General features: G+C 34.9%; 20 protein-coding genes. 19 read left to right on the top strand and 1 reads right to left on the bottom strand.

The window, feature by feature from the left end; translation table 11 throughout:
- The first annotated feature begins 21 nt into the window (after nt 1-21).
- The 3 genes from GQS55_RS00620 (at nt 22) to GQS55_RS00610 (ending at nt 3079) form a co-directional block, all read left to right on the top strand.
- Nucleotides 22-1128: a glycosyltransferase family 4 protein gene (locus GQS55_RS00620; RefSeq protein WP_159816971.1), complete on the top strand. Its 1107-nt coding sequence runs from the start codon at nt 22-24 to the stop codon at nt 1126-1128.
- Nucleotides 1129-1261: 133 nt separating this feature from the next.
- Complete coding sequence (locus GQS55_RS00615; RefSeq protein ID WP_159816969.1) at nt 1262-2254, top strand: glycosyltransferase family 2 protein; 993 nt, start codon at nt 1262-1264, stop codon at nt 2252-2254.
- The gene (locus GQS55_RS00610) at nt 2255-3079 is read left to right on the top strand and encodes a glycosyltransferase family 2 protein (protein ID WP_159816967.1); all 825 of its coding nucleotides are present in this window, start codon (nt 2255-2257) and stop codon (nt 3077-3079) included.
- Nucleotides 3080-3112: 33 nt separating this feature from the next.
- Here the strand turns inward: GQS55_RS00610 and GQS55_RS00605 are convergent, their stop codons facing one another.
- Entirely contained in the window at nt 3113-4015 is a 903-nt protein-coding gene (locus tag GQS55_RS00605) for a glycosyltransferase (RefSeq protein WP_159816965.1), read from the bottom strand.
- 303 nt (nt 4016-4318) lie between these two features.
- On the opposite strand from GQS55_RS00605, the gene GQS55_RS00600 reads away from it, so the two are divergent.
- The 16 genes from GQS55_RS00600 (at nt 4319) to GQS55_RS00525 (ending at nt 24274) form a co-directional block, all read left to right on the top strand.
- A complete protein-coding gene (locus GQS55_RS00600) occupies nt 4319-5167 on the top strand; it encodes a sulfotransferase (RefSeq protein ID WP_159816963.1) in 849 nt (282 codons plus the stop codon).
- Nucleotides 5168-5271: 104 nt separating this feature from the next.
- Complete coding sequence (locus GQS55_RS00595) at nt 5272-5667, top strand: adenylyltransferase/cytidyltransferase family protein (protein WP_159816961.1); 396 nt, start codon at nt 5272-5274, stop codon at nt 5665-5667.
- 55 nt (nt 5668-5722) lie between these two features.
- A complete protein-coding gene (locus GQS55_RS00590) occupies nt 5723-6817 on the top strand; it encodes a CDP-glycerol glycerophosphotransferase family protein (RefSeq protein WP_159816959.1) in 1095 nt (364 codons plus the stop codon).
- A 23-nt stretch (nt 6818-6840) separates the two neighbouring features.
- Nucleotides 6841-8349, top strand: coding sequence for an oligosaccharide flippase family protein (locus tag GQS55_RS00585; protein ID WP_159816957.1), 1509 nt, complete (start codon nt 6841-6843; stop codon nt 8347-8349).
- 62 nt (nt 8350-8411) lie between these two features.
- On the top strand, nt 8412-9485 hold the full coding sequence (locus GQS55_RS00580; RefSeq protein WP_159816955.1) for a GNAT family N-acetyltransferase: 1074 nt from the start codon (nt 8412-8414) through the stop codon (nt 9483-9485).
- Nucleotides 9486-9626: 141 nt separating this feature from the next.
- Complete coding sequence (locus GQS55_RS00575) at nt 9627-13316, top strand: FG-GAP repeat domain-containing protein (RefSeq protein ID WP_159816953.1); 3690 nt, start codon at nt 9627-9629, stop codon at nt 13314-13316.
- An 80-nt stretch (nt 13317-13396) separates the two neighbouring features.
- Nucleotides 13397-14728, top strand: coding sequence for an O-antigen ligase family protein (locus GQS55_RS00570; protein ID WP_159816951.1), 1332 nt, complete (start codon nt 13397-13399; stop codon nt 14726-14728).
- A 161-nt stretch (nt 14729-14889) separates the two neighbouring features.
- On the top strand, nt 14890-15987 hold the full coding sequence (locus GQS55_RS00565; RefSeq protein WP_159816949.1) for an acyltransferase family protein: 1098 nt from the start codon (nt 14890-14892) through the stop codon (nt 15985-15987).
- 26 nt (nt 15988-16013) lie between these two features.
- Nucleotides 16014-17354 (top strand): phenylacetate--CoA ligase family protein, encoded by a 1341-nt coding sequence (locus GQS55_RS00560; RefSeq protein WP_159816947.1) that lies wholly within the window; start codon nt 16014-16016, stop codon nt 17352-17354.
- Nucleotides 17344-18477 carry a glycosyltransferase gene (locus GQS55_RS00555; RefSeq protein WP_159816945.1) on the top strand — a complete coding sequence of 378 codons (1134 nt, stop codon included), beginning with the start codon at nt 17344-17346 and terminating at the stop codon, nt 18475-18477. The genes GQS55_RS00560 and GQS55_RS00555 overlap by 11 nt, the downstream gene beginning before the upstream one ends.
- Nucleotides 18478-18564: 87 nt before the next feature.
- Nucleotides 18565-19203 (top strand): polysaccharide deacetylase family protein, encoded by a 639-nt coding sequence (locus GQS55_RS00550; protein WP_159816943.1) that lies wholly within the window; start codon nt 18565-18567, stop codon nt 19201-19203.
- 1 nt (nt 19204) lies between these two features.
- A complete protein-coding gene (locus tag GQS55_RS00545) occupies nt 19205-20422 on the top strand; it encodes a glycosyltransferase (RefSeq protein ID WP_159816941.1) in 1218 nt (405 codons plus the stop codon).
- Between the two features lie 5 nt (nt 20423-20427).
- Entirely contained in the window at nt 20428-20949 is a 522-nt protein-coding gene (locus GQS55_RS00540; protein ID WP_159816939.1) for a serine O-acetyltransferase, read from the top strand.
- A 3-nt stretch (nt 20950-20952) separates the two neighbouring features.
- Nucleotides 20953-22113, top strand: coding sequence for a glycosyltransferase family 2 protein (locus GQS55_RS00535; RefSeq protein ID WP_159816937.1), 1161 nt, complete (start codon nt 20953-20955; stop codon nt 22111-22113).
- The gene (locus GQS55_RS00530) at nt 22113-23282 is read left to right on the top strand and encodes a hypothetical protein (RefSeq protein WP_159816935.1); all 1170 of its coding nucleotides are present in this window, start codon (nt 22113-22115) and stop codon (nt 23280-23282) included. The genes GQS55_RS00535 and GQS55_RS00530 overlap by 1 nt, the downstream gene beginning before the upstream one ends.
- Complete coding sequence (locus tag GQS55_RS00525) at nt 23282-24274, top strand: polysaccharide deacetylase family protein (RefSeq protein ID WP_159816933.1); 993 nt, start codon at nt 23282-23284, stop codon at nt 24272-24274. The genes GQS55_RS00530 and GQS55_RS00525 overlap by 1 nt, the downstream gene beginning before the upstream one ends.
- Nucleotides 24275-24300: the final 26 nt, after the last annotated feature.

Genomic DNA, 24300 nt, shown 5'->3' with positions numbered 1-24300 from the left:
GCCCAAAACCAAGGAAGTAATATGAACTCTCAACCTCAATTGAGAATTTTAGAAGTAGTGCAAAGTTTAGAAAAAGGCGGTCGAACAAAACGATTTTCAGACACTATTTCTGGTTTGCGAAAACATAAGCAATATGTTGCTCCACTATGCTTATCACAACCTGAATCTTGGGTTGAAATACCTGCATTAGAAATTATTGAACGTAAAAGCATTTCAGCTTTTCAGTTAATTAAGAAAATCAGAGCACTCATAAAAAAGCATAATATTCAGGTTATTCACGCCCATTGTGAACTCAGCCAACTTTATGCTGGTATTGCTGGCTTTACTTGCGGTATTCCTACAATAGGCACTTTTCATCGTTCTGACCTAAGTAAATATCAACCGAGCAAAGTAAATACGTTACTTAAAATTTTACTTTCTCATTATATTGCTGTCTCGTATGACCGCTTATCTTTATTAACAAAAAATTTATCCTTGCCAGCGAAAAAGTGCCATGTAGTGCATGGTGGATCAATTATTGAAAATTTACCAACGACTGCATCGGTTAGAGAAGCGCGTAACATATTACAACTTCCAGAAACACAAACAGTGTTGTTAAGTATTGGACACCTTGGCGAAATAAAAGGCCATCAAGACACCATTATCGCCTTATCATCGTTAATCACTAATGATCAAAACATTCATTTATATATTGCCGGTGATGGAAGTGAATATGAAAAAAACACCTTGTTAGCCTTAGTAGAACAACTAGGATTACACAATCATATTACGTTCTTAGGGCAAATAAATAATGCATCACAATGGCTTGAAGCCTGCGATATTTTTGTTCAACCTTCAATAGAAGAAGCCTTTGGTCTTGTATTTGCTGAAGCTGGAGCTAAAGGGAAGCCGGCAGTTGCTACTAATGTAGGAGGCATAAAAGAAATTATTCTTCATGAAGAAACAGGTTACTTAGTGCCACCTGCTAACCCAGAAAAACTAGCCGAAGCAATGAAAGAACTGATAGCATCACCTGATCTAAGAAAATTGTTAGGTGAAAATGCTTATAAGCGAATTTCTACACAGTTTTCAATTGACAATATGGTGAACAAATACTTAGAAATATTCAATACCGTAATAGCTAGATAGAAAACATGACAGTATTATTACTTTACAATACAGCTAACGATCTACTCAAATGAATTGATGATTTTAAATACACTAATAGGCTACTATACAAACAACATTAGGTATTTAAACAATTATAAAGTGGATGGTCAAAATGAATGATATAAAAGTCACCGTAATTATTACCCCTAGAGACCGCTATTCAGGCGTAATTGAATGTATAGAAAACTTATATAAGGTTACAGAACAGCCTTTTTTATTAAAAGTATTAGATCTTGATTACCCTAAAGTAATTAAAAAACAGTTAATTAAACTACTTGCAACTAAAGACAATGCTGAACTTATCGAAATGGGATTAATCATTCCCATGGAAGCGATGAGAAAAGTCAGAGATGATATTACAACACCCTACGTAATGTTTCTTGATAATGATTCTAATGTAACCGAAAACTGGTTACCGCCTTTATTAGAAGTCGCAGCGCTTGACAATGTTGCTGTTGTAAACCCATTAACCCTAGAAAAAGCAGGTGTCGACGTAGGTGCGCCATTGCGTAATCATTTATTCACCAATGAAATTACCTTTTTAGCCATTAAAGATGAAGACTACCTTATTGAGAAAAAACACCTTCGACGGGCATTACCAGAAGATATTCCAACAGAAGTCACACCGTCCGAAATGTTTGAACTTCACGGTGTGCTTTTTAATACTGAAATATTAAAAAAATTAGAATTACCTCAAATGGTGATCAGAGAACATATCGATATTGCTATGCAATTGAAGAAAATGGGGTATAAAATATTTTCTCAGCCTAAATCAATTGTCATTTTTGATAATTTAGGTACTCGTATGGAATATTCAGATATGCGCTTTTTCTTTTTCCGATGGAAAAAAAGTTTAACATGGCAAGCATCTCGACTATTTGAGCAACGCTGGGGCTACAAATTTTATGCCGAACAAGCCATGTATCACTGGGTATTTCGTCGTCGTATTTTCTTGTATTGTCGTTGGCTACATATACCAATATCAGCTGCCAATTTCATTACACGTATTGCCGCAAAAATTAAAACCATGATTAAACCAGTGTGGGATCCTGTGCAAGACCCCGAAGGTAAATCAATAAATTTTTATACTAATAAGGAATTTTAAGTGAGATCGTCTATAAGTATCGTTATACCGTTTTACCATGCTGAAGAATTTTTTGAAGAAACATATAACTCAATTAAGTCACAAACACTCCCTGCCAAAGAAATTATTGTCGTTATTGATGGTTGTGGTGAAAAAGCTGTAAATTTTTTAGCCTCATATAACGATATTAAAGTCATTAATTTAGAAAAAAATGGCGGTCCCGCAAGAGCTAGAAATATCGGTGTCAAAGAGGCCAGCGGTGACTGGATTGCATTTATGGATGCAGATGATAAGTGGGAACCTGAAAAATTAGAAAAACAACTGTTTTTTTTAAATAATCATCCTGAATTCAGTTCTTGTCATACAGGTATAAAAACCTTTATTGGCAAAGAAGTTATAGCGCAATTTAATAATAAACCGCTCGAGCTAACTATTGAAGATTTATTAGTATCAAGTCATGCTGTTCCTACATCATGGCTAATCAAAAAAAGCGCTTTTCAAAAAGTTGATGGATTCGATACAGATATTCAATGCTCTGAAGACCATGATATAACTATTAGACTAGTTGCAGCAGGCGAGAATATTGGTTTTTTAAGTGAACCATTAGCATTTTTACGTCGAGAGGGTCACGGCAATATTTCATCCAATGGTCGAAAAATATTTATTGGGCATAGACAATTACTGAAAAAGCATCAATCTTTGTACAATCAACATCCACAATTAAAACATCAATTTATGTACAAAACCTGTATGACGGCTGGTGGCAAAACAACTGGGCTAGAAAAAAAGTATTACTATTTTTTAGGCGCCATTATCAAAATGATTTTTAACGTGAATATTCATTAATCTTCATTACAAAGTAAATAATATTAATAAATATTATTTACTTTGTTGTTTTACTTGTTGTACTTTCCCTTTAGTAAAATAGTATTCCATACTGGTTAAGCACTTCAAACGCTTACCACTACAAATCGTTGCCTTTAACAAACATAAATAATCTATTACGAGTTTCTTAAATAAATAACGCGGGACTCCACATAGCTTTATAGCATTGTCTTCATTATTGAAAGCTGAACCTTTGCCAGACCTTAAAGCGCGTTGGCTTAACCAATCTAGGGATAACTGCTCATCTCTTATCTGATGGTACACTTTACTACTTGCCAAATACATGGCTTTAAAACCATCGGCTTGTAAACGTTTTAATAGTTCTGTTTCACTGCCCATCACATAGTCTTTACCATTTGGGCCTACACTAGTATTAAACATAACTCCGTTAGTAAAGACTTCTTTTTTTACCAACATATTCCCACCCCAAACATCTTCAGGGAAAATATCTTTATCTTGCTCACCTTTATTGTATATACCTAATGCCGAGCAAATACGATGTGAAGTGGTATCAAGCCATAGAGGTAGTTCTCTATCAGGCAAAATTTGACCACTGAAAATACTAACGTCTGAGTAATTTTTCGCCGCCTCAACGCAAATAGTAACTAAGTTATCATTAGGTAAAATGTCGTTGTCAGTAAAAAGGACTAAATCTGATTTAATTAAGGGTAAGGCTAAATTAAGCGCACTATTTTTTCCTGGTATAGGCTGCTCTAAAAAAACAATAGGAAGATATTGTTTATAACGTTCGATAAGCTCTCTAGTTTCTTGGCGACAGGCATTATCAATGATAATTAATTCCCATTGATATTTAGTTTCAATTAAACAATACGCCTCAAGAGATTTTTGTAGTATCTTTTCATTCTTGTATGTGGCAAAAACAATTGAAAGATTCAATACTTACTCCTTGTAAGTAAGATATAAAAAATACCATGCTTTATCTATGGCTAGCGTCTTTTGAGAAGTTTGGATTGTTATCACTCCATAAGGATAACAACTCAAATATATACTTATTATGAACTTTATATTAAAGATTTATGTCAACTCTGCCATAGCACCCAAAATTTTAATGGTTTAGAAGTTAAAACTATGGCAAAAAATTAACAGTTCTTTAGTCAAAATAAAACACAATGATATTATTAATACACATGCTAAATTTTTACTGCTAGAAATCACTACAAATATAAAGAGATTAATTAAATGAATATAGAATCAGGTGTTAAGCAATACAATAAAGATTTAAAATCTTTTGAAAACGGTAGGTATAAGTACCCATTACGAAGTTTTTTTCAGAAAAAAGCTTTCCACGCTTTTTGCATAGGAACTCCAAAGTCAGGAACTCATTCTATAGCTAATATACTAAAAGGGTATAGAGCTACTCATGAACCTAACGAAATATTTATGATCAATCTTATAAATAAAAAAGCAAAAGGTGAGATATCGCATAATGAAATAATTAAAATCTTAAAATCTAGGGACATTTCTAACTGGCTAGAGATGGAGTCTTCTCACTACTTAGGAGGAGTAATTGAACAGTTAATTCATATATCTGATGATGCAAAATATATTCTAACAATTCGTGACTGTTTATCTTGGATGGACTCTTGGTTTAACCATCAACTTTCGAGACCAACACTTACGAATGAATCTGTATACGATCTTGGTAGGAATAATTATTACTCCAGAGGACATCAATACACTAAACATGATCGAATCTTAGAAGAAATGAAATTATACCCAGTCAGATCATATTTAGAATTCTGGAAAGAGCATAACCAAAAAGTAATTAATTCAGTGCACCAAGACAAATTATTAATTATTAAAACGCAAGACATCTCTAAAAGTACCTCTAAAATATTAAGTTTTTTAGATGTCGATACACCAAAGATTATTAATAATTCTACTCATGAGTTTAAAGCTAAAGGAAAGCACGGGATATTAGAAAAGTTAGATACTAATTTTATTTATGATATCGCAATGGAAATATGTGGGGAATTAAACGATACCTATTTTCCAGAAAAATCAATCGCTACTATTTTGAAGAAATAACACTTCAACTGTTATAACTTAATATGCACTATATTCATGATTTCATAATTCTGTCATAATTCATAGACTATCACGTCTTTAATTTTTATATGTAAAGGATTAGAATGAAAACGGTTATTACTTTTGGAACATTTGATGTTTTCCATGTAGGTCATATTAATATCCTACAAAGAGCTGCGGCCTTAGGCGATACTTTAATTGTTGGTGTGTCAACAGACGCTCTGAATTATAGTAAAAAAGGGAGAAACCCTATCTACCCTGAGCGTGACAGAATGAAAATAATCAATAGCTTACGCTATGTTAATCTTTGCTTTCCTGAAGAGTCATTGGAAAAAAAGGCAGATTATATTAAACAATTTAATGCCGATATATTAGTGATGGGCGATGATTGGGAAGGAAAGTTTGACCACTTCAAAGACCTTTGTGAAGTGGTATACCTCAAACGAACACCTTCTATTTCTACAACCGAGATAATTGAAGTTATCAATAGTGTTGAATAAAAAACTTATCTAATATCGTTAATTTACAATTCAAACAAGAAAAACCCTAATGCCTATGCCAGCCTTATTTCCCAGCGGGAAAAAGAAATTTTTACACAACCTGTGTTGTAATCTCGCTCGTTTTTTTATTTCTTCAAAACCTTTAGTGATATTAGAAGCTTATACACCTTTTCATCTAGAACATTTTAAGCATGTAATCCATTTACTTTCAGAAATGGATGAATATAACATTGTTGTGATTACACCAAATGGTAAAGACCTGAACGAACTCAAAAACGTTCAGGCATATAAAACTATCAACGAATATCCTATTTATAAAAAAGCCGATGCATTTATCTCAACTGATTATAATAAGATACCTCATTGGTTTAGCTGCCCTACTATTTATTTCGGGCATGGAATTGGCCCTAAATTAGACTATGTTGCAAGAGATGAGCTATTAGAATTCGACTTTGTTTTTTCTCCTTATCGCCCTGCATATGAGTTACAAATTCAAAATTTACCTAAAGAAAGAGTAATTCCGGTTGGCTTACCAATATTAGAGGACAAGTCTTCTCGTCAACAAGAAATTATCGAATTTTATCAGTTTGATGGCAGTAAGCCTCTTATTATTTATGCGCCTAGTTGGTGTTCCGACACAACTAAAATATCTGATATAAAAACAATTTTGGCTTTTTTAAGCACTAAGAAGCAATTTAACATTGTAGTTAGTCCTCACCCCTTATTATTTGATAAAAATCGCTGCAAAGGTGAAGATTTTTTCAAAAATAATAATAAAATTAAACTTTTACATATCAACACTCCTGAAAGTCAATTCACTACTTTAGATTTAGTGAAAGCGAGTGATATAGTAATAAGTGATATTAGCTCAATTTTATTTGAAGCAATGGCGCTGAAAAAAAATGTATTACTTGATGGTAATAAAGATTTATATGAACATTGTAATGCACTAAAGATTTATGACGAAATCATTAAATTTTGCCCTGTACCCTGTTGGAATAATAATGAAGATTTAACTATCGAACATGCGATCGAACTTGATACTCTAAGTAAACAAAGAGAACTGTTTATTAATAATTACCTTTTCAATAGTGGTAATGCTAGTAAAATATTTATACAACAACTAAGTGAGATTCTTAAGCATGGCTAAAATATACAAGTACTTGGCATAAAATGAAAAAACTCCTCTTAAAAAGCTCTATCTTTCGTTTTCTTGAACGTGCCATCGTTGTTGTTACCTCGTTATTACTGACTCCTTACCTTATTAGTGAATTAGGTACGACTAACTATGGTCTGTGGATATTAATACTCTCTATTTTAGGTTGGTTTAATGTTGTTGATTTAGGTTTTCCGCAAGCGGTACAACGACAGATAGTACAAGCCTTAGAGTTAAAAGACACTCAACGAGTTAATGTGGTATTTTCAACCTCTATGGCACTGTTTGCAGTACTTGGTCTTGCATCTGTATTAATAATGGTTGGTTTAACGCAAGTTCCTGCTATTTTTGGTGTAACGGGCCCAGAACAAATAACACTGATAGATATTCTATTAGTGCTTTCGGTAAAAGTGCTTTGGGGATTTTTAATGAACCCCTTTCACGGTTTTTTCGCAGGATTACTACGGTTTGATATTGACGCTAATTTGTCGTCTTTAAACGCAGTTGTAAAAGCGTTATTAGTTTTTTGGTTTATCTCTGATTTAAATATTTGGGGTGCAGTTGTTGCTACGCTCGCTGCCGATATATTAACAAATTTACTCAAAGTTTTTTATGCTAAACGTTTATTTCCAAGCCTCTCGTTTAAAGTAAGCTTGATAAAATTAGACGAAATAAAGTCGTTATTTGCCTATTCTAAACACTTAGTGTTAAACGGTATTATTAACACGATTGGTGCGCGTTCTGCCCCTATTATTATTACCAAGTTATTCGATTTGCCTTCGCTTGCAATACAACAAATATCGTCAAACCTAGTAATGCATGGTCAAGCATTCATCGGCACAATTACTGGCGTATTTTCTCCTATTTATAATCAAATGGCCGCAAAAAAACAAAACATGGAGAAGATTTTTGTTCAAACAACAACGATTAATATTTTTGTTTCAACGATTTTAAATATCTCACTGTTAATGTTTGGTAAAGTGTTTATTGTTTTATGGGTAGGTGATGAATTTGCTTATTCATACAACATTTTATGTTTCGCTGTGTTTGCCACAATATGTAGCGGTTTTAATACCAGTGCTAACAGTATTTTGCTTGCGCAGGCTAATCATAAATTATTGTCTGCTATCAGCTTTTGTATTGTTGCGTTTAATGTGCCAATGTCGATTTACCTCGGTTTAGAATATGGCCTTATTGGTATAGCAATGAGTGGTGCATTAACGAACCTTATCTTTAATATTTATGTGAAAATGGCACTGTTTCGTCATTATAATAATTACAAAACTAAAGCTATTTATATTCGGTTATTTGCCTCGATATTTCTTGTGTATTCTTTAGGGTTATTAGGCAATTATGCTTTAGAATATTTAGTGATTGATTCGTGGTTAACACTTATTCTGTCTGGAGCCATAACGTTCCCATTCATTATTCTTGTGTGCTGGGTTCTGCTGCTAGATAAACCGCTTAAAGTAATGATTTTTAATTTACTGGCGAGTAAGCTTAAGCTCAATAAAAAGCCTGCATAATACGTAAGTATTGTAACCGTCAGATTAATGAATGATTATTCTCTAAAAATTGTGTAGTGATTATGAGTAGTGAACTAGAAGACATACAGGAAGTTATCGTCAGCTCGTACGAACAGTTAGAACGGGCATTTTTAGCTTTTACTGACGTAATTGAATGTCGTACTATTTTTGAATCTCGTATTTGGTTAGATACTTGGTATAAACACTACTGGCAGCAAAGCTGGCAACTGCACTGTATTATATATTCTCAAGGCGATACTATTATTGGTTTCGCCCCTTTTTATATACAAAAAGAACAAACCTTCCCTTATGTATCATCTTTGTATTTTATTGGCCAAGGAGAGCCTGAAAATACAGAGGTGTCGTCTGAATACTTAGACATTCAAATAAAACCGGGATATGAAAAACAACTCTATCCTCAACTTGCTCAGCATTTAAATAACTTGTCGGTTGACTTATTCATCGCTAAAGCCGTTTTAGGTACTTCACATATAGCAAATATCTTCCCCTTACTTAATGGTAATTCCAGTCAACGAAACTATTATCGCTATGTTATAGAATGCAAAGAGTGGTCACTGCAAAGCGTCTCTAAAAATACCCGTTCAAGAATAAAACGAACCCAAAACCAACTGCAGCAATTTAATGTTAATATTCGCTGGCTAGCAAAAGATGAAATTATGAAAATGTGGCCAACACTGGCAGAGTTTCATCAAACAAGGTGGTTAAATAAAGGTGATTTGGGTGCATTTAGTTCATCAGAGTTTAATGCTTTTCATTTATCTTTAATTAAAGAGCATTTAAATAACGTTGCAATAAGCGCTATTTTTATAGATAACAAACCGATAGCGATCAATTATTATTTAGTTGATGGTAGTACTTTTTATTTTTACCAAAGCGGTTGGGATCAAATAAATTATCAAAAGCTTTCACCCGGTCTATACTTACACTATTGGTCAATTGAGCATTGCAATGCAGCAAAGTACGATTTTATGATGGGTGGCGTTAACAATAGTTATAAATCTAAGTTTGCTTGTGACAAGCAGCCAATGCTTTCACTTAGTTTACTTAAAAATAAGCAGAAGCTCGTTATTCATAAAATTATTCTGTTACTAAAAAGAAGGTTTTTTAAGCTTTAATTACACGTTAGAATGTATTGATACTTTAAGCTTGTCATTAAATCAGTAATATTTATCGGTATCTTTTCACATTAATTAACGGATTTTCATTTAATGAAACATTTTTACTCCTTAAAAGCAGTCACAAGATTCAGCTCATGCATGTTATTTTTCTTCCTATTAGGCTGTGGGGGCGAAAGCGCTGGTAAACAAACGCAAGCAGTCGATATTCCTGAAGTAGAAATCCCAACCAATACAACCTCTGTTGCGCACGCAGGTGCTGACAAAAAAGTTCAAAGCAGTGATATTGTTCTATTAACAGGTGCTGCCTCAGATACTGAAGGCACTATCGATGGCTATCTTTGGCAACAAATCAGTGGGCCAACAGTGTCTATTATTGATGTTTCAGATACTGACATTCAATTTACCTCACCATCAGTTGCTGAAGCGACTGACTTAGAATTTAAGATTACCGTTATTAATAGCCTTGGTACAGAAGCGAGCGACACTATTGTGGTAACCGTTCTTCCTCTGGGTAATACCGACAGCAGCCAACTATATACAACAGTTACTTTACAACCTGACACTGAGATAACCCCCTATACAAGTGAACTAATTACCTTTGCGTTACCTATTGCTGAAGGCATAGTTCAAGATACTTCATCAATAAAGGTGACAATGAAAGGGGTAGAACAGGCTATTTTTGTTAAGGCAGGTTTACGTTGGCATTGGAGTGATAATTCAATACGTTCAGCCACAATACAATTACAAAATGTTGATATGACTTTAGGCAATATCGAATTAACCATAACCAATAATGGACGTGACTTAACAAAGGATCTGAGCGAGCAACCTCATGCAGACGGTTGGGCTACTGCTGGGGCTGATAAAGCCAATATGCTGTATCCAAGAATATTCGCCTTACATGATAAAAACTATTTAGCGACATCTGGATTAATTCCCCCTTACCTTAGCTCACAAGGGGCTGATGATAGTTTTGAACAATATCAACTTTCTCAGCTTAAACAATGGTCAGGCAATTTAAACTATACGACATCAAGTAGCGCAAATTGGTTATTTGACCGTTCAAGTGCTTACTTTAAAGCGTACATGACAACAGGACTAGTCGAGTTTTTAAAGGAGGCAATATTAAGTAAACAGTTTTATTTTTCGCATGTAAGAAATGATAGTTCATCGCCGAGCCAATCGGGTGGCCGTGGTTGTTGGACATGGGGCAGTGTTGCCTGTGCCGACGGTAAATATATTGCGCCACAACAAGCTAAATTAGCATGGGCTTTAACGGGCGATGACAGCCAGTGGGATAATTCACTTATCATAGATATGGCATTGCAAAGCGATTTAGGTTGGAATCAGTATGGGTCGCGTGATGACTTTGACAGTGAAAATGAAGGGTTTACCGAACGCGGCGCGGGCATGGCAGGATTAGCTGAAATAACCGCTTATGAAATGACGGCTGACGTTACTATTTATAACCATATAAACCAAAGAATTGCCTCGCTTGCTCATATGCAACAAAATGAACATGCTTGGGATAAAACCAATAATTGGTTACCTAAAACCGGCGGCTTTGAACATAACCTTGATGTGCATGAAGGTAATCGTAGTGCGACGAGCGCGCCAACGAATGACTCAAATTCACGAGGGTTTTCTGCTTGGATGAGCGAAAACATAGCCGATTTTTTATGGCAAAGCTACTGGATAACTAAGAATCAAAAAATACCTGATATGCTTAAAAAATTAGGTAATGCAGTTGATTTATATGGTTTTACTTCAATATATAACGCGAATACTGGCGAACACGATACCCTTCCCCCCTTCGCGGCTATTGGTGACGTAAGAACCAAAAGTTGTAATAAAGCCGGCGAAGACACTGATTTATTGTATTTTGCCAGTGCTTGGGCTGATGATAGCGCAAGAACGAGTGGTGATTTTTGGCCTTACTACTCGGATACTCATAATATAGAAACCGTGTTACTACTTGCAACTGCCTATTATTTTGAAGATACAGCAGCCAATAAAACACGTTTAAGTGCTCGCATTGAAAAATTAATTTCTGGTTGGGGACATGTTGGTTGCGCAAGTGTTTTCTCTAATGTACATCGACTATTTAATTGGCAACACAGATCAAATTCGGTTAGAACATGGCAGTGGATCAATGACGAACAGCCAAAAATTGAGCAACCACCAATAACCGAGCCCCCAGTAATCGAACCACCAATCACTGAACCACCAACAACAGAGCCTACAGATCCAAGTGCTATGGTATCTTTTGAAGAAGTCAGTGAACAAGTTATCGATTTTGCTCCTATTGCACACCAACCTTTTTGGATAGGTATGCCTGATGTAAACAACGATGGCTGTCCTGATTTATTTGCTGGCACTCATAATGACAATGCAGGTTCAAGCCAAATGTGGTTACATAAGGTGATTGCTGGAAAGTGCAGCAATCAATTTTCGTACTATGGCAATAATGAAGGAAAATACTCTCAATTAGGTAGTGGACGCATTACTTCCCGTTATATTTTTTCGAATATAAGCAAAAAACCTTCAGGCTTACCTGACATCTTTGGTTCAGATGCTGATGGTGGTAATTCAGTAATATACCCTTTACGCAATGACATTAATATTGGTGAATCTCCTGTATATGACAATGAAATTACTGGCTGCGTAGGCGGTAAGGCTAGATGTTCTGCTCTTGATATTAACGGCGATGGTGATATTGAGTTTATTGCTTCTTCCGATATTACGAACCCAAGACGACGAGTTTATGACCCTTTAACCAACACCACTATTATTCCCGAGTTATCTAATGAAGATATCCTAGGTTACAACTCTTCGTCTTACTTAATTGTGGATGTTGATGGCGACTCTTGGCCTGATGTTGTTGCGGGAGAAAGTGCGGGATATTGGCGCTACAACCCTAACAAAGCAAGTTTTGATGACTTCACTCTTGCATTTGACCAGCCTTTTGATCGCACTGTAACAGGTAATATGCAAGTGGCTTTAGATTATAATAACGACGGACATTTCGACATTCTTTTTGGCTATGGTAAATGGTCTGGCGGGGATAAAATAAAAGAGTTTTATCTTTCTCTTTATCGCAATAATGGTGATGGTACCTTTACTAATGTTACAGACGAAGCCGGTGGCGGTAGTTGGACAGATGGTAGCCTAATAAATCAAAACAATTGGACTACTTATGGTGGAATATATCCAGGTGATTTTAATAATGATGGCTTTATAGATTTTATGACTATGACTCAAAGCTATAGTAACTCTCCTCGAGTATTTCAAAATAATGGCGATGGTTCTTTCACATTACTAAAAGGCTTAATTGTAAATGGCGGTGCAGGCGTTGACGTTTTTAGACCCTGGGGAAATGTAGCTGATTGGAACAATGATGGTTTTATTGATATGGCTATTTTAAGTAGTGGCTCTGGTGATATTGAAGGTTTAAGACTTTATCAAAACAATGCTAATGATAACCATTGGCTTAAAATTAGAGCCAGAGGTTTAAATAACAATACTGATGGCTATCATACAAAATTTGTTTTTAGAGATTCGACAAATCAGCAAATAATAGCGACGCGTTATTTAGGAAACTATAATCAAGCGGATGCTCGTTTTATTGCCTATGCTGGTTTAGGTACTGTTACTTCCGTTGATTTAACGGTAGAATTCCCTCATCAAGGGCCTCAGTATCATTACTCTAATATTGATGTAGATAAAGAGTTAATTGTCTTTAGAGATGGCTGTCTAATTCAAAATTGGCAACCAGGACAAGGTTGGCCTATGACGAGTGCTGGACAAGTGTGTACAAAACCCAATTAAATAAAAAGTAATATTGATTAGAATTATTGCTTTTAAACACTTATCTCTTTTATACATTAATGTAGGATATACATACAGTTATGGCCCGCCAATTTCCCACTAAAGAAAAAAATGCTGGTTTAGCTTTTTTCTTTTTATTTTTATATACCATTTCGGTATTAATTCGGCCACATGAATTTTCATTGGCTACTTCGAACTACTTTTTTATTAAAGTATTTGCGATTTTAGCCTTTGCATTTACGCTAATATCACTTAGACCCTTTAAGTTTTTGCCTCAACATTATATGTTATTAGGTTTTACACCCTTAATTATGATCTCTGCCTTTTTAAATGGCTGGGGCACTGGTGGAATTGTAGAAGCACAAAAATTTTTCGTCGCCTCGATTATTCCTTTTTTCTTATACAGTAATTTAATCACTTCAATATCAAGACAAAAGTTATTGATGTATGTTTCTCTAGCTGCTTCATTAATAATGATTTATAACGGTTATCTTCAGCAGAATTCTTTTGATGGTGTAATGGGCTATGGGTTAGGTAATTCAGTGTCTGTAGGTAGAGCAGAAATGCGTATTACCTACTTAGGTTTTTTTGGTGACCCTAATGATTTAGGCATGTTTTTAGTAATGAACCTCGCTTTTCTTGGCTATTTTTATAGTGAAAAAGGAAAGCTTAATACCATACTTATGCCTGCTATCTTTTTATTATTTTGCTATGGCGTATTAATAACGGGCTCCCGCGGCACAATACTCGGATTACTCGGTGTTATTTTTGCTTACTTTTTACTGAAGAAAGCCGGCGCTAAACTTATTCTCTTTGCCGTAATTCTAGCCCCTATCGCGGCAACATTAATGTCTAAATTTGGTGGTTTTTCCTCATCTGAATCATCCGCGAATGGTCGTTTAGAGGCTTGGTATGCGGGTATTCAAATGCTAATTGGCAACCCCGTTTTTGGCGTTGGTAAAGGTAACTTCATGGATCATCATGGCTTAGTTGCTCATAACTCCTTTATTCATGTTGCCGGAGAAATGGGTGTTCCAGGATATTCTCTTTGGGGTGGAGTAATAGTTTTATCTATGTTTGTTGCCTACCGGGTCAAAAAAGAATTCACTGACTGGAATGCAGACGATGTTACTGAAGAACAAAAAGAGCTTTATGCCGCTGAAGTTAAAATGAATCAAACGCTCTTTTTCTCAATGATTGGATTTATGATCACGGCTTTCTTTTTAAGCCGACAGTTTACCTTATTATTGTTTATTTATTTGGGTATGTTAACCGCCAGCCATATAAGGCTAATAAATATAAGGCCTGAATTAAAAGACATACTCTTCAGTACTAAGATGGTGTTTAAATGTATAGGATATTCATGGTTTATTATTGTCGCTGTATATATGGCGCTTAAAGTAGGCTTATAATAAAATCAAATTACTATATTAAATTTTTCACTATAGAAAACTAATTAAAACCTTTAATCTGGTAAATGACTTAGCTAAAAATTAACACTTCAGTTTCACAACAGAATGCTGAGCAAAGTTCTAGTTAAATATACCGTAAAATAATTCAAGAGAAGTTAATTTTGGCAACAGTTGCAATGCGATATTACTATATGGATGCCATGCGTAGCATTCTTATGATGCTAGGTATTTTTATACACTCAGCACAAGTATTTAATCCGAGTCAACGTTGGCTTGTGTTAAGTGATAATACCCACCCATTTTTTTATTATGCGGTCACCTTTATCCATTCATTTAGAATGCCGGCCTTTTTTATCATTTCCGGCTTTTTTTGTTTAATGATGTTACAACGACAAACAGTTAAGAAGTTCACCGGCAATAAAGTACAACGAATTTTAGTTCCTTTACTCGTCACAGTTTTTACCCTTAATTTATTACAAAGTATTTTTTTAAGTACTGCAAATAATCAGCTTTTTTCACTTGAGGTGTTTTTCACGTCAGGCGATTGGCTTGGACATTTGTGGTTCTTAATTAATTTACTCATCTATTTTTTTGTCGCAGCTATACTTACTTATTTTTTTGCTAATGCAATTAAAAAGCACTGTGGCATTCTTAAGATTCTTGATAAGCCACCAACAACACTACTATTAATTTTACTGCCTTTATGTTCACTTGCTATTGTTGCGGTCAATAAAGTAGGTTTTCCGTTATATTCAACGTTTTTCACTGTTTTAGATGTCTATCAAATCGTTTCTTATCTCCCTTATTTTATTTTTGGAATGTTACTTTTTCATTCACATACCTTACTAAAAAAATTCAGTACAATACCTTTTACTAGCCTATTTATTTTAATATTGGTCGCCTACATATTAAAAACTTCACTTCCTTTTGATAACCAAACATTGACGTATTTCACCAATATATACTCTAGAAGTTTAATCGCATGGGTTTCGTCATCAATAATATTTAAACTCTTTTATATGTATGCCAATAAACCATCAAAAACATGGCTGTTCCTTTCAAACTCGGCCTATAGCATTTATTTATTTCACAGTATAATAGTAGTAGTATTAGCGGTAACATTAGTAAAATATAATGTACCGCCCGCACTAAGCTTTGTAATTTTGATAGTATCTACCATTACGATCACACTTTTTATTCATAAGAAAATTATTCTAAATTTCAAAACGATGCAGTTCTTATTTAATGGAAAATATTAACTCTTTAGTCTTCAAGGAAAATATATATGTATCCGGCTTTATTTAAAAAATTAATACTTCCTTTATATGAAAAAATAAAAGGAAAAAAACTGCTTACATATGTTAATCAATACCAATCCCACCTAGCACTTACCAAATTACAGCTAGAACAGCATCAATGGAATGAATTACAAAAGTTACTTAAACATGCTTTTGACAACACCACTTTCTATCCTGAAATATGGGCCAAAGTTGGTGTTAATTCAATTGATGATATTCAAAGTATGAGTGATTTCGAAAAACTTCCTCTTGTTACTAAAGATGATATCGCTAAACATTATGAAGACTTACTCGCCAAGAATTATTCTAACAACATTAAAAAGGCAACAGGTGGATCCACAGGGCAACCCTTTCGCTTTGAATTGAATACTGATAGTAACACTAGACGTGAAGCAATAATGTGGCGCGGCTATGGTTGGTTAGGCGCAGGATTAGGTGAAAAAACACTTTATTTATGGGGCGCTGATATTGGCCAACCAACAAAATTAAAAGCGCTTAAAAACAATTTATATCATGCGTTTTATAATAGAAAAATGATGAACTCTTTTGCAATGAACGCAAATAATATGCATGAGTATGTTGAGAATATAAATAGTTATCGCCCTAAGGCATTAGTGTCATACGTTAATCCGTTATATGAATTAGCAAAATACATAATTGATAATAAACTATCGGTATTTTCCCCAAAAACTATTCTAACGGGTGCCGAACCATTACATGAATTTCAACGTGAAGTGATAGAAGAAGCGTTTAATTGCAATGTTTATAATACCTTTGGTTGTCGCGAATTCATGCTAATGTCAGCAGAATGTAAAGAGCATAAAAACCTACATATTAATATTGACCATTTAGTGGTTGAAACAATTTCAGATGATGGTTCAGCAATTACGGGTGAAAGTGGCGACTTAGTGGTTACAGATTTATATAACTACGGTATGCCATTAATACGCTATCTTAATGGCGATAGAGCAACCCTAGTTAATTCTCCTTGTGGTTGTACAAACCCATTACCTATTATGAAAAGTATTGATGGGAGAAAACTTGATATTATTAAAACTCCGTCAGGCAAAAAAATTCCTGGTGAGCTCTTTCCGCATCTATTTAAAGAATTTGAAGACATTACTCGCTTTCAAGTAAAGCAAAGTAACATTAATGAATTAAGTATCGCTATGATTGTTAATAAAGCGTTGTCTGAAAGTGAACAACAAAAAATCAAAGATGAAATAAATAAATATGCAGACAACGAACTAACACTACACCTAAATTTTGTAGATGACATTCCATTAACCATGAGTGGTAAACATAGAGTAACTATTTGTGAAGTCTAACAAAAATCCCTCTTTGGTGATTATTACCAATCTTTACCCACTACCTTGGGAACCGAATAGAGCAACATTTAACAAGCAACAATTCGAACTTTTGAAAGATGATTATGACCTAAGTATCTTGATTCCTGTTGCCTTTGTTGACTATTTTAAACATCGAAAGCACATTAAACAAAGTACTAACATTCGTTATGTGCCTTATTTTTATTTACCTAAAATTGGTCGACGTTTTTATAGTGTTACGCTATTTTTATCTATTTTAATACACAGTGGGCTTTGGTTAAAAAAACGCAAACCTAGCACGATAATGGCAAGTTGGGCATTTCCAGAAGCGGTTGCCGCTAGCTGGTTAAGTCGCTTATATAAAGCTAAGTTCTTTTTTAAAGTGCATGGCAGTGATATTAACTTACATGGCAAAATTCCTGCTCGCGCTAAACAAATTTTATCTGCCGCTAAAAAATCTCAGGGCATATTGTCAGTGTCAAAGGCTTTAGCCAATGAGCTTTTTGCGATGGGTGTTAACAAAGACGCAGTTCATGTTATTTATAACGGTGTTTGTCATGATAAATTTGGCCTGAGTTACCCTGCCAAAAAGGGTGGCGATTATATTTTATATATTGGTAACCTTAAACGCGACAAAGGTGTGATGGAGTTAATTGAAGGTTTTAATCAAATAAAAGCGCAACATCCGAACTTATCATTAGTGTTTGCAGGCTCAGGTTTAATGCTTGATACCTTAGCTAACTATGTCAATACACATAGTCTTAGCGAAAGGGTTACCTTTCTTGGTAACGTTCCTCACCATGAATTACCTGCCTGGTTGGCAAATGCAAAAGCCTTGTGCTTACCAAGTTATAATGAAGGCGTACCTAATGTGGTGCTAGAGTCGATGGCTGCTGGCACACCTATTTTAGCAACAAGCGTAGGGGGTATCCCTGAAGTAGTTGATGAAAATATTTGTGGTAAGTTAATTCCACCTAAAGATGTCAATGCAGTGGCGAATGGTTTGAATGAGCTACTTACAAGCCAATTTTCAAGAGATAAAATCAAGCAACATGCGGCTCAATTTACTTGGCAGAAAAACAAAACTCAATTAATTAACATGCTAAAAGGTGATGTTCATTAAATACAAAATAGCTTTGTTCCGCCCACATTTTTGCTACACTATGTTATTGGACACTTATATTTAAAATGATAATTGGATTTTCATTTAATGATTCAGCAAGTTAAAATTTTTATTCGTTCTTATTTGATACCTGACAGCCTATTTTTATACGCTAAAACGCGTCGTGAAAAAGTGCTGTATTTAACGTTTGACGACGGTCCTGTTTCAGGTATAACCGATCCCCTGCTAAATTTATTAAAAGAACATAATGCTAAAGCGACATTTTTTATTATTGGGGCTAATGCTGAACAAGCACCTTTATTGATGTCTCGTATTGATAGTGAAGGACATGGTATTGCTAATCATTCATATAGCCACCCTAATTTTAATAAGATAAGTGATGAAAATCAGCAAGAAGAAGTAACAAAAACGAATCGAATTATTAGTCAGACAACTAATCAACCATGTCAATTATTTAGGGCTCCTCAAGGGCGCTGGAATTTAAAGTTGCTTTATTTTTTATGGAAAGAGAAAATTACCGCAGCCCATTGGAGTAGAGACTCATTAGATTTTAAAAAGGAATCTGCTGAAGTCGTAGTTAATCGATTTAAACAACAACCTGTAAATGCCGGTGATATCATTTTATTCCATGACGATAATGACTTATGCATTCAGATATTAAGACAATTAATCCCGTTATGGCAATCACAAGGATATACCATGGAAAAATTAGTGGGTAAAAACTAATATGAATATACTTTTTCATCATAGAACACGTGGACGTGGCGCTGAAGGGGTTCATATACGAGGTGTCGTAAAAGGCTTACGTGAACTGAAGCATAAAGTTTATATACTATCGTTACCTGGTGCAGATCCTGAAGATGAAGAGTTAGCCGTACCCAAAGCGATAGCGGTAGAAGTAAAACATCCCTCTTCACAAGAAGAAGAAGAAAAAAGCTTATTATCTAAATTAACAGGATTAACTAAACACTTACCTGAGTTTGTTTTTGAATGGGTAGAGTTGTTTTTTAATGTGATTTCATACTTCCGTTTACGACGTGAAGTAAAAAAACACCAAATAGACTGTATTTATGAACGCTATTCATTATTCCTTTTTGCCAGTGTATGGTGGGCAAAACGTAAAGGAATACCTATTGTATTAGAAATTAACGACTCTTGTTTGGTTCACCGAGTACGCCATCTGACCTTTAAAGGCTTAGCGCGAAAACTTGAAGAGTGGATTTTTAGCAATGCGACTGGATTAGTTTTTATTTCGAATCGTTTTCAGGAAGTTGCCACTGAAGCCTATCCAAACATAGTGCCTTCTGTTGTTTCGCCCAACGCGGCTGATTTAGACAAATTTATTATCAACCGAGAAGCTGGCGTTGCATTGCGAGAGCAATTAAATATCAATGATAAGGTCGTTGTAGGTTATGTTGGTGCTTTTGTACATTGGCATGGCATAGATTGGTTTGTTGATATGATTGTTGACCAATTGAAAGCGCACCCAAAGTTAGTATTATTACTTGTTGGTGATGGTGTTTGCTTCGAAACCATTAAGAAACGTACTGAAGATGCCGGTGTTGAAACACAAATTATTCTTCCAGGTAGAGTAGATCATGCACAAATACCGAGTTATTTGTCAGCGATGGATTTTGGTATACTGCCTGATTCAAACGATTACGGCTCTCCAATGAAATTGTTTGAATTTATGGCAATGGAAAAAGGCATGGTTGCACCTGATTTTTCACCTATTGCTGAAGTAGTAAAACATAATGAAACTAGCTGGTTATTCCCGGCGAGTAATCGCCAAGCCTGTATTGATTTAACCTTGTCATTAGTTGATCAACAAGAGCAGCAAAAACAAGTTGGTTTGAATGCAAGAAGTTACATTGAAAAAGAGCGTCAGTGGCGTCACAATGCTGAACAAATCATCAATTTATTTAATAAAAAAGTGTCATTGTAAAGATAATGGAATATTTAAAAGCAGATCTTAAGCAAAAACAACGAATTTTTGCTAAGGACGGAGCACAAGTAGGAATGATACGCATAATGATGTCTGACGGCACAAGTGCTAATATTTTATATAGAGTTATGCGTTGGTTTGCAGAGCATAATTTAGCAATAATTGCCTATGCCTTTCAATGGCTAAATAAGTTCCTTAATGGCTGCGTTATAGGTATTGGTGCTGATTTCGATAAAGGCTTTGTCATAATGCACCCCATCGGTATTGTTATTAATTCTAAAGTCAAAGGCGGTAAAAATATCACACTAGAAAGTGGGGTAGTTATTGGTGACGAAAAAGGGGAATCCCCGACTTTTGGTCAAAATATATTTATTGGTGCCGGCGCAAAAGTTATTGGCAAGCTAACTGTTGAAGATGATGTAAAAATTGGCGCTAATGCAGTATTAACCAAAAGTGCTCCTGCTGGCTCTACCATGCTAGGTATTCCTGCCAAACCTTATCACAAAAAAACTAGTGGGGATGTGTAACCAATGGAAATAGTATTTTGGACTGCCATTAGCCTTATTGTTTATAGTTATTTTATTTACCCTTTATTACTTATTATTATGAGTAATGTTAAACAAGTGGTGACTAATAACAGCACAGTAAATCAAACACCTATAGAGAACAGTAAACTACCTAATGTTACTGTGATTATTGCAGCGTTCAATGAAGATTCGTGTATTAAAGCACGAGTAGAAAACTTATTATCATTAGATTATCCTCAAGATAAGCTTACTATACGTATAGGCTCTGATGGTAGTTCAGACAATACCGCACAAATACTTGAAAGTATTACTGCTGAAAATTTTCACGCGCATATTTTCGAGAAAAATCGCGGAAAAATGAGTGTGTTAAATGATTTAGTTGAAAGTGCTACCGACGAAATTTTAGTGATGTCTGACGCAAATACCCACTTTAATCCTGATGCTATAAACGAATTAGTGAAACATTTTCAGAATGACTCCGTCGGTGTTGTCTGTGGTGAGTTAAATCTTGTTGATGCTGAATCAGGTATTAATCAAGACAGTATTTATTGGCGCTATGAACAAGTACTTAAATTTCATGAAGCTCAATTAGGCGCATTACTTGGTGCAAACGGTGCTATTTATGCGATTAGAAAGTCACTCTATGTACCTTTGCCTGCAAATACTATTGTTGATGACTTTCAAGTGGTTATGAATGTTTCAAAACAAAAATTTAAAACGATATATGACCCTTCTGCTATTGCTATAGAGGAAGTAGCACCTAATTTAGCAGAAGAAGAAGGTAGAAGAATAAGAATTGGTTTAGGTAATTATCAAGCTTTTTTCAAAATGCGATGGGCATTAAATCCTTTATTAGGTTGGCGTTTTATCGCCTATTTAAGTCATAAAGTATGCCGCTGGTTCGTCCCTCATTTTATGGTAATTGCATTCATTTCTAATATAGTTTTACTCTCAGAACCCTTTTATCAGCTATCAATGCTTGGCCAAATTGCATTTTATTGGGTAGCTTATTGGGGTATAAAAAAACAAAAACAAGATATAGCAATAAACACACTAGCTTCATTAATCGCTTTCTTTGTATCGATGAATGTAGCCTTAATGCGTGGGTTTATTCGTTATTTTAATTCTAATGTTCAAGGCAGTTGGCAAAGGACTTCTCGATAATGCTTATTTTAACCCTGTTACTTCTTTCTTTTTGTGGTATTGCCGCTTTTCTTTTCATTCTAAAGAAAAAAAACATGCTCAATTGGATGCCTCAATACGTAAGCCAATATGGTAAACGTAATAAAAAACCAAATGAACCAATTCATTTACTTTTTTCAATTGTTGACCATTATGAACCTCAATGGGGCAAACCAAATGATATAGAAGTTGAAAGATCACGTGTTGATCGCTGGTTAAATGATTACCCTAAAATGGCAAAAAAACATCAAGATGCTGATGGTTTTTATCCACAGCACACTTTCTTTTACCCAGAAGAAGAGTATCGTTACGAACATTTAAACAAGATTGCAGATCTTTGTAAGCAAGGCTTTGGTGAAATTGAATTACACTTGCATCATCATAACGATACTGAAGATAACTTACGTAATTTGTTAACGACCTTCTGCGAAACATTGCATAATGACCATGGTGCATTAAGTAAGGATCCTGAAACAGGTGAGTTAGTCTATGCATTCATTCATGGTAATTGGGCTTTAGACAATTGTGACCCTACAGGCAATAATTGTGGTATTAATAATGAGCTTTTAATATTAAAAGAAACTGGCTGCTATGCCGATTTTACCTTCCCTTCTGCTCCTCATCCAACACAACCTTCTACAATTAATAGTATTTATTATGCTAAAGATGATCCTTTAGCACCGAATTCACATAACACGGGTGTAACAGCTAAAGTTAAGCAAAAACCTTGGGGTGATTTATTATTAATTAATGGCCCTTTAATGCTGAACTGGAAAAAACTTAAAAAAGGTATTTTCCCGCAAATAGAAAATTCTGATTTAAGAAGCGGTATGGAGCCGACCAATGATCGTGTTGATTTATGGGTAAAATCTAATATTCATGTTGAAGGGCGACCTGAGTGGCGTTTTATAAAATTACACACTCACGGTACTCAGGAAAAGGATATGGACGTTTTGCTAGGTAAACCTATTGATGATATGTTTAGTTACTTAGAAAACACTTATAACGATGGCACGAACTACGTATTACACTACGTAAATTCAAGAGAAATGTACAACATAGTTAAGGCAGCTGAAGACGGTAAAACAGGAAACCCTAATCAATATAGGGACTATATTTTACCTCGTCCACAATTCAAAGTTAACTATTAATGTCATTGGAACTAATTAAAAGACAAATCATAAAGCGTGGCAGGCTTGCCACTACACTCTGGCCTCTTCGCTCTAGTGGTTTGTATTGTTTTAATTTTCATCGTATTGGTAATGCAAAAAATGCACAGTTTGATCCTTGCGTTTATTCTTGTGATGCCGACAATTTTGAAAAGTATTTACAATTTTTTCAATCTAATTTTCGAATCATAGATCTGAAGGAATTATATTCCATTGTTAAAATAGGTGAACCGATTAAAGAAAGGCTCGCGTTAATTACCTTTGATGATGGCTATCGTGATAACTACGATGTTGCTTATCCCATATTAAAGAGGATGGCGATTCCTGCAATATTCTTTGTTACTACTAGTCTAATAGGCTCTAATGTAGTGCCTTGGTGGGATGAAATTGCATGGCATGTTCGAAAATTAGCAGGACAGACATTTAAGCTAAATAATTGGCCCGACCCAATTACACTGCCTACCACTATAGATGCAGAGGCCATTCGTCGAGTATTAAATAGAATAAAGTCTTTTCCGGCTAAAATAGAGCTACAATTACAAGAATTAAGAGCCTTTACAGATCAAGAAATCCCGGCTGAGTTATCTAATAATTTATTTGTTCAGTGGGAGCATTTAAAAGAGTTAGAACAAAATGGGATAAGCATTGGCGCTCACTCACACACACATCGTATTTTATCATCTTTGAATAGAGAAGATCTTATCTTTGAGTTAACCGAGTCTAAACGGTTATTAGAAGATTATTTAAATAAACCAATCGAAAGTTTATCGTACCCTGTAGGAGGCGAGTCGACCTACAATAATAGTATGTTTACACTATTAGATGATATTGGTTATCAAGTTGGATTTACTTTTCGCAGAATGGTTTCCTGTAAAATGGAAAATAACCGCTATGAATTGGGGAGAATTTCAATTGATAGAGCCTTTGATGAGCCGTTCTTAAAGGAACTTATCCTCACCTCACCTAAACGTTAAATTGCTCTATAATTGACAGTGACATT

Origin of the sequence: Colwellia sp. 20A7 (assembly GCF_009832865.1) — a bacterium.
Classification (GTDB): domain Bacteria; phylum Pseudomonadota; class Gammaproteobacteria; order Enterobacterales; family Alteromonadaceae; genus Colwellia.
This window is presented reverse-complemented; position numbering and strand designations above follow the sequence as displayed.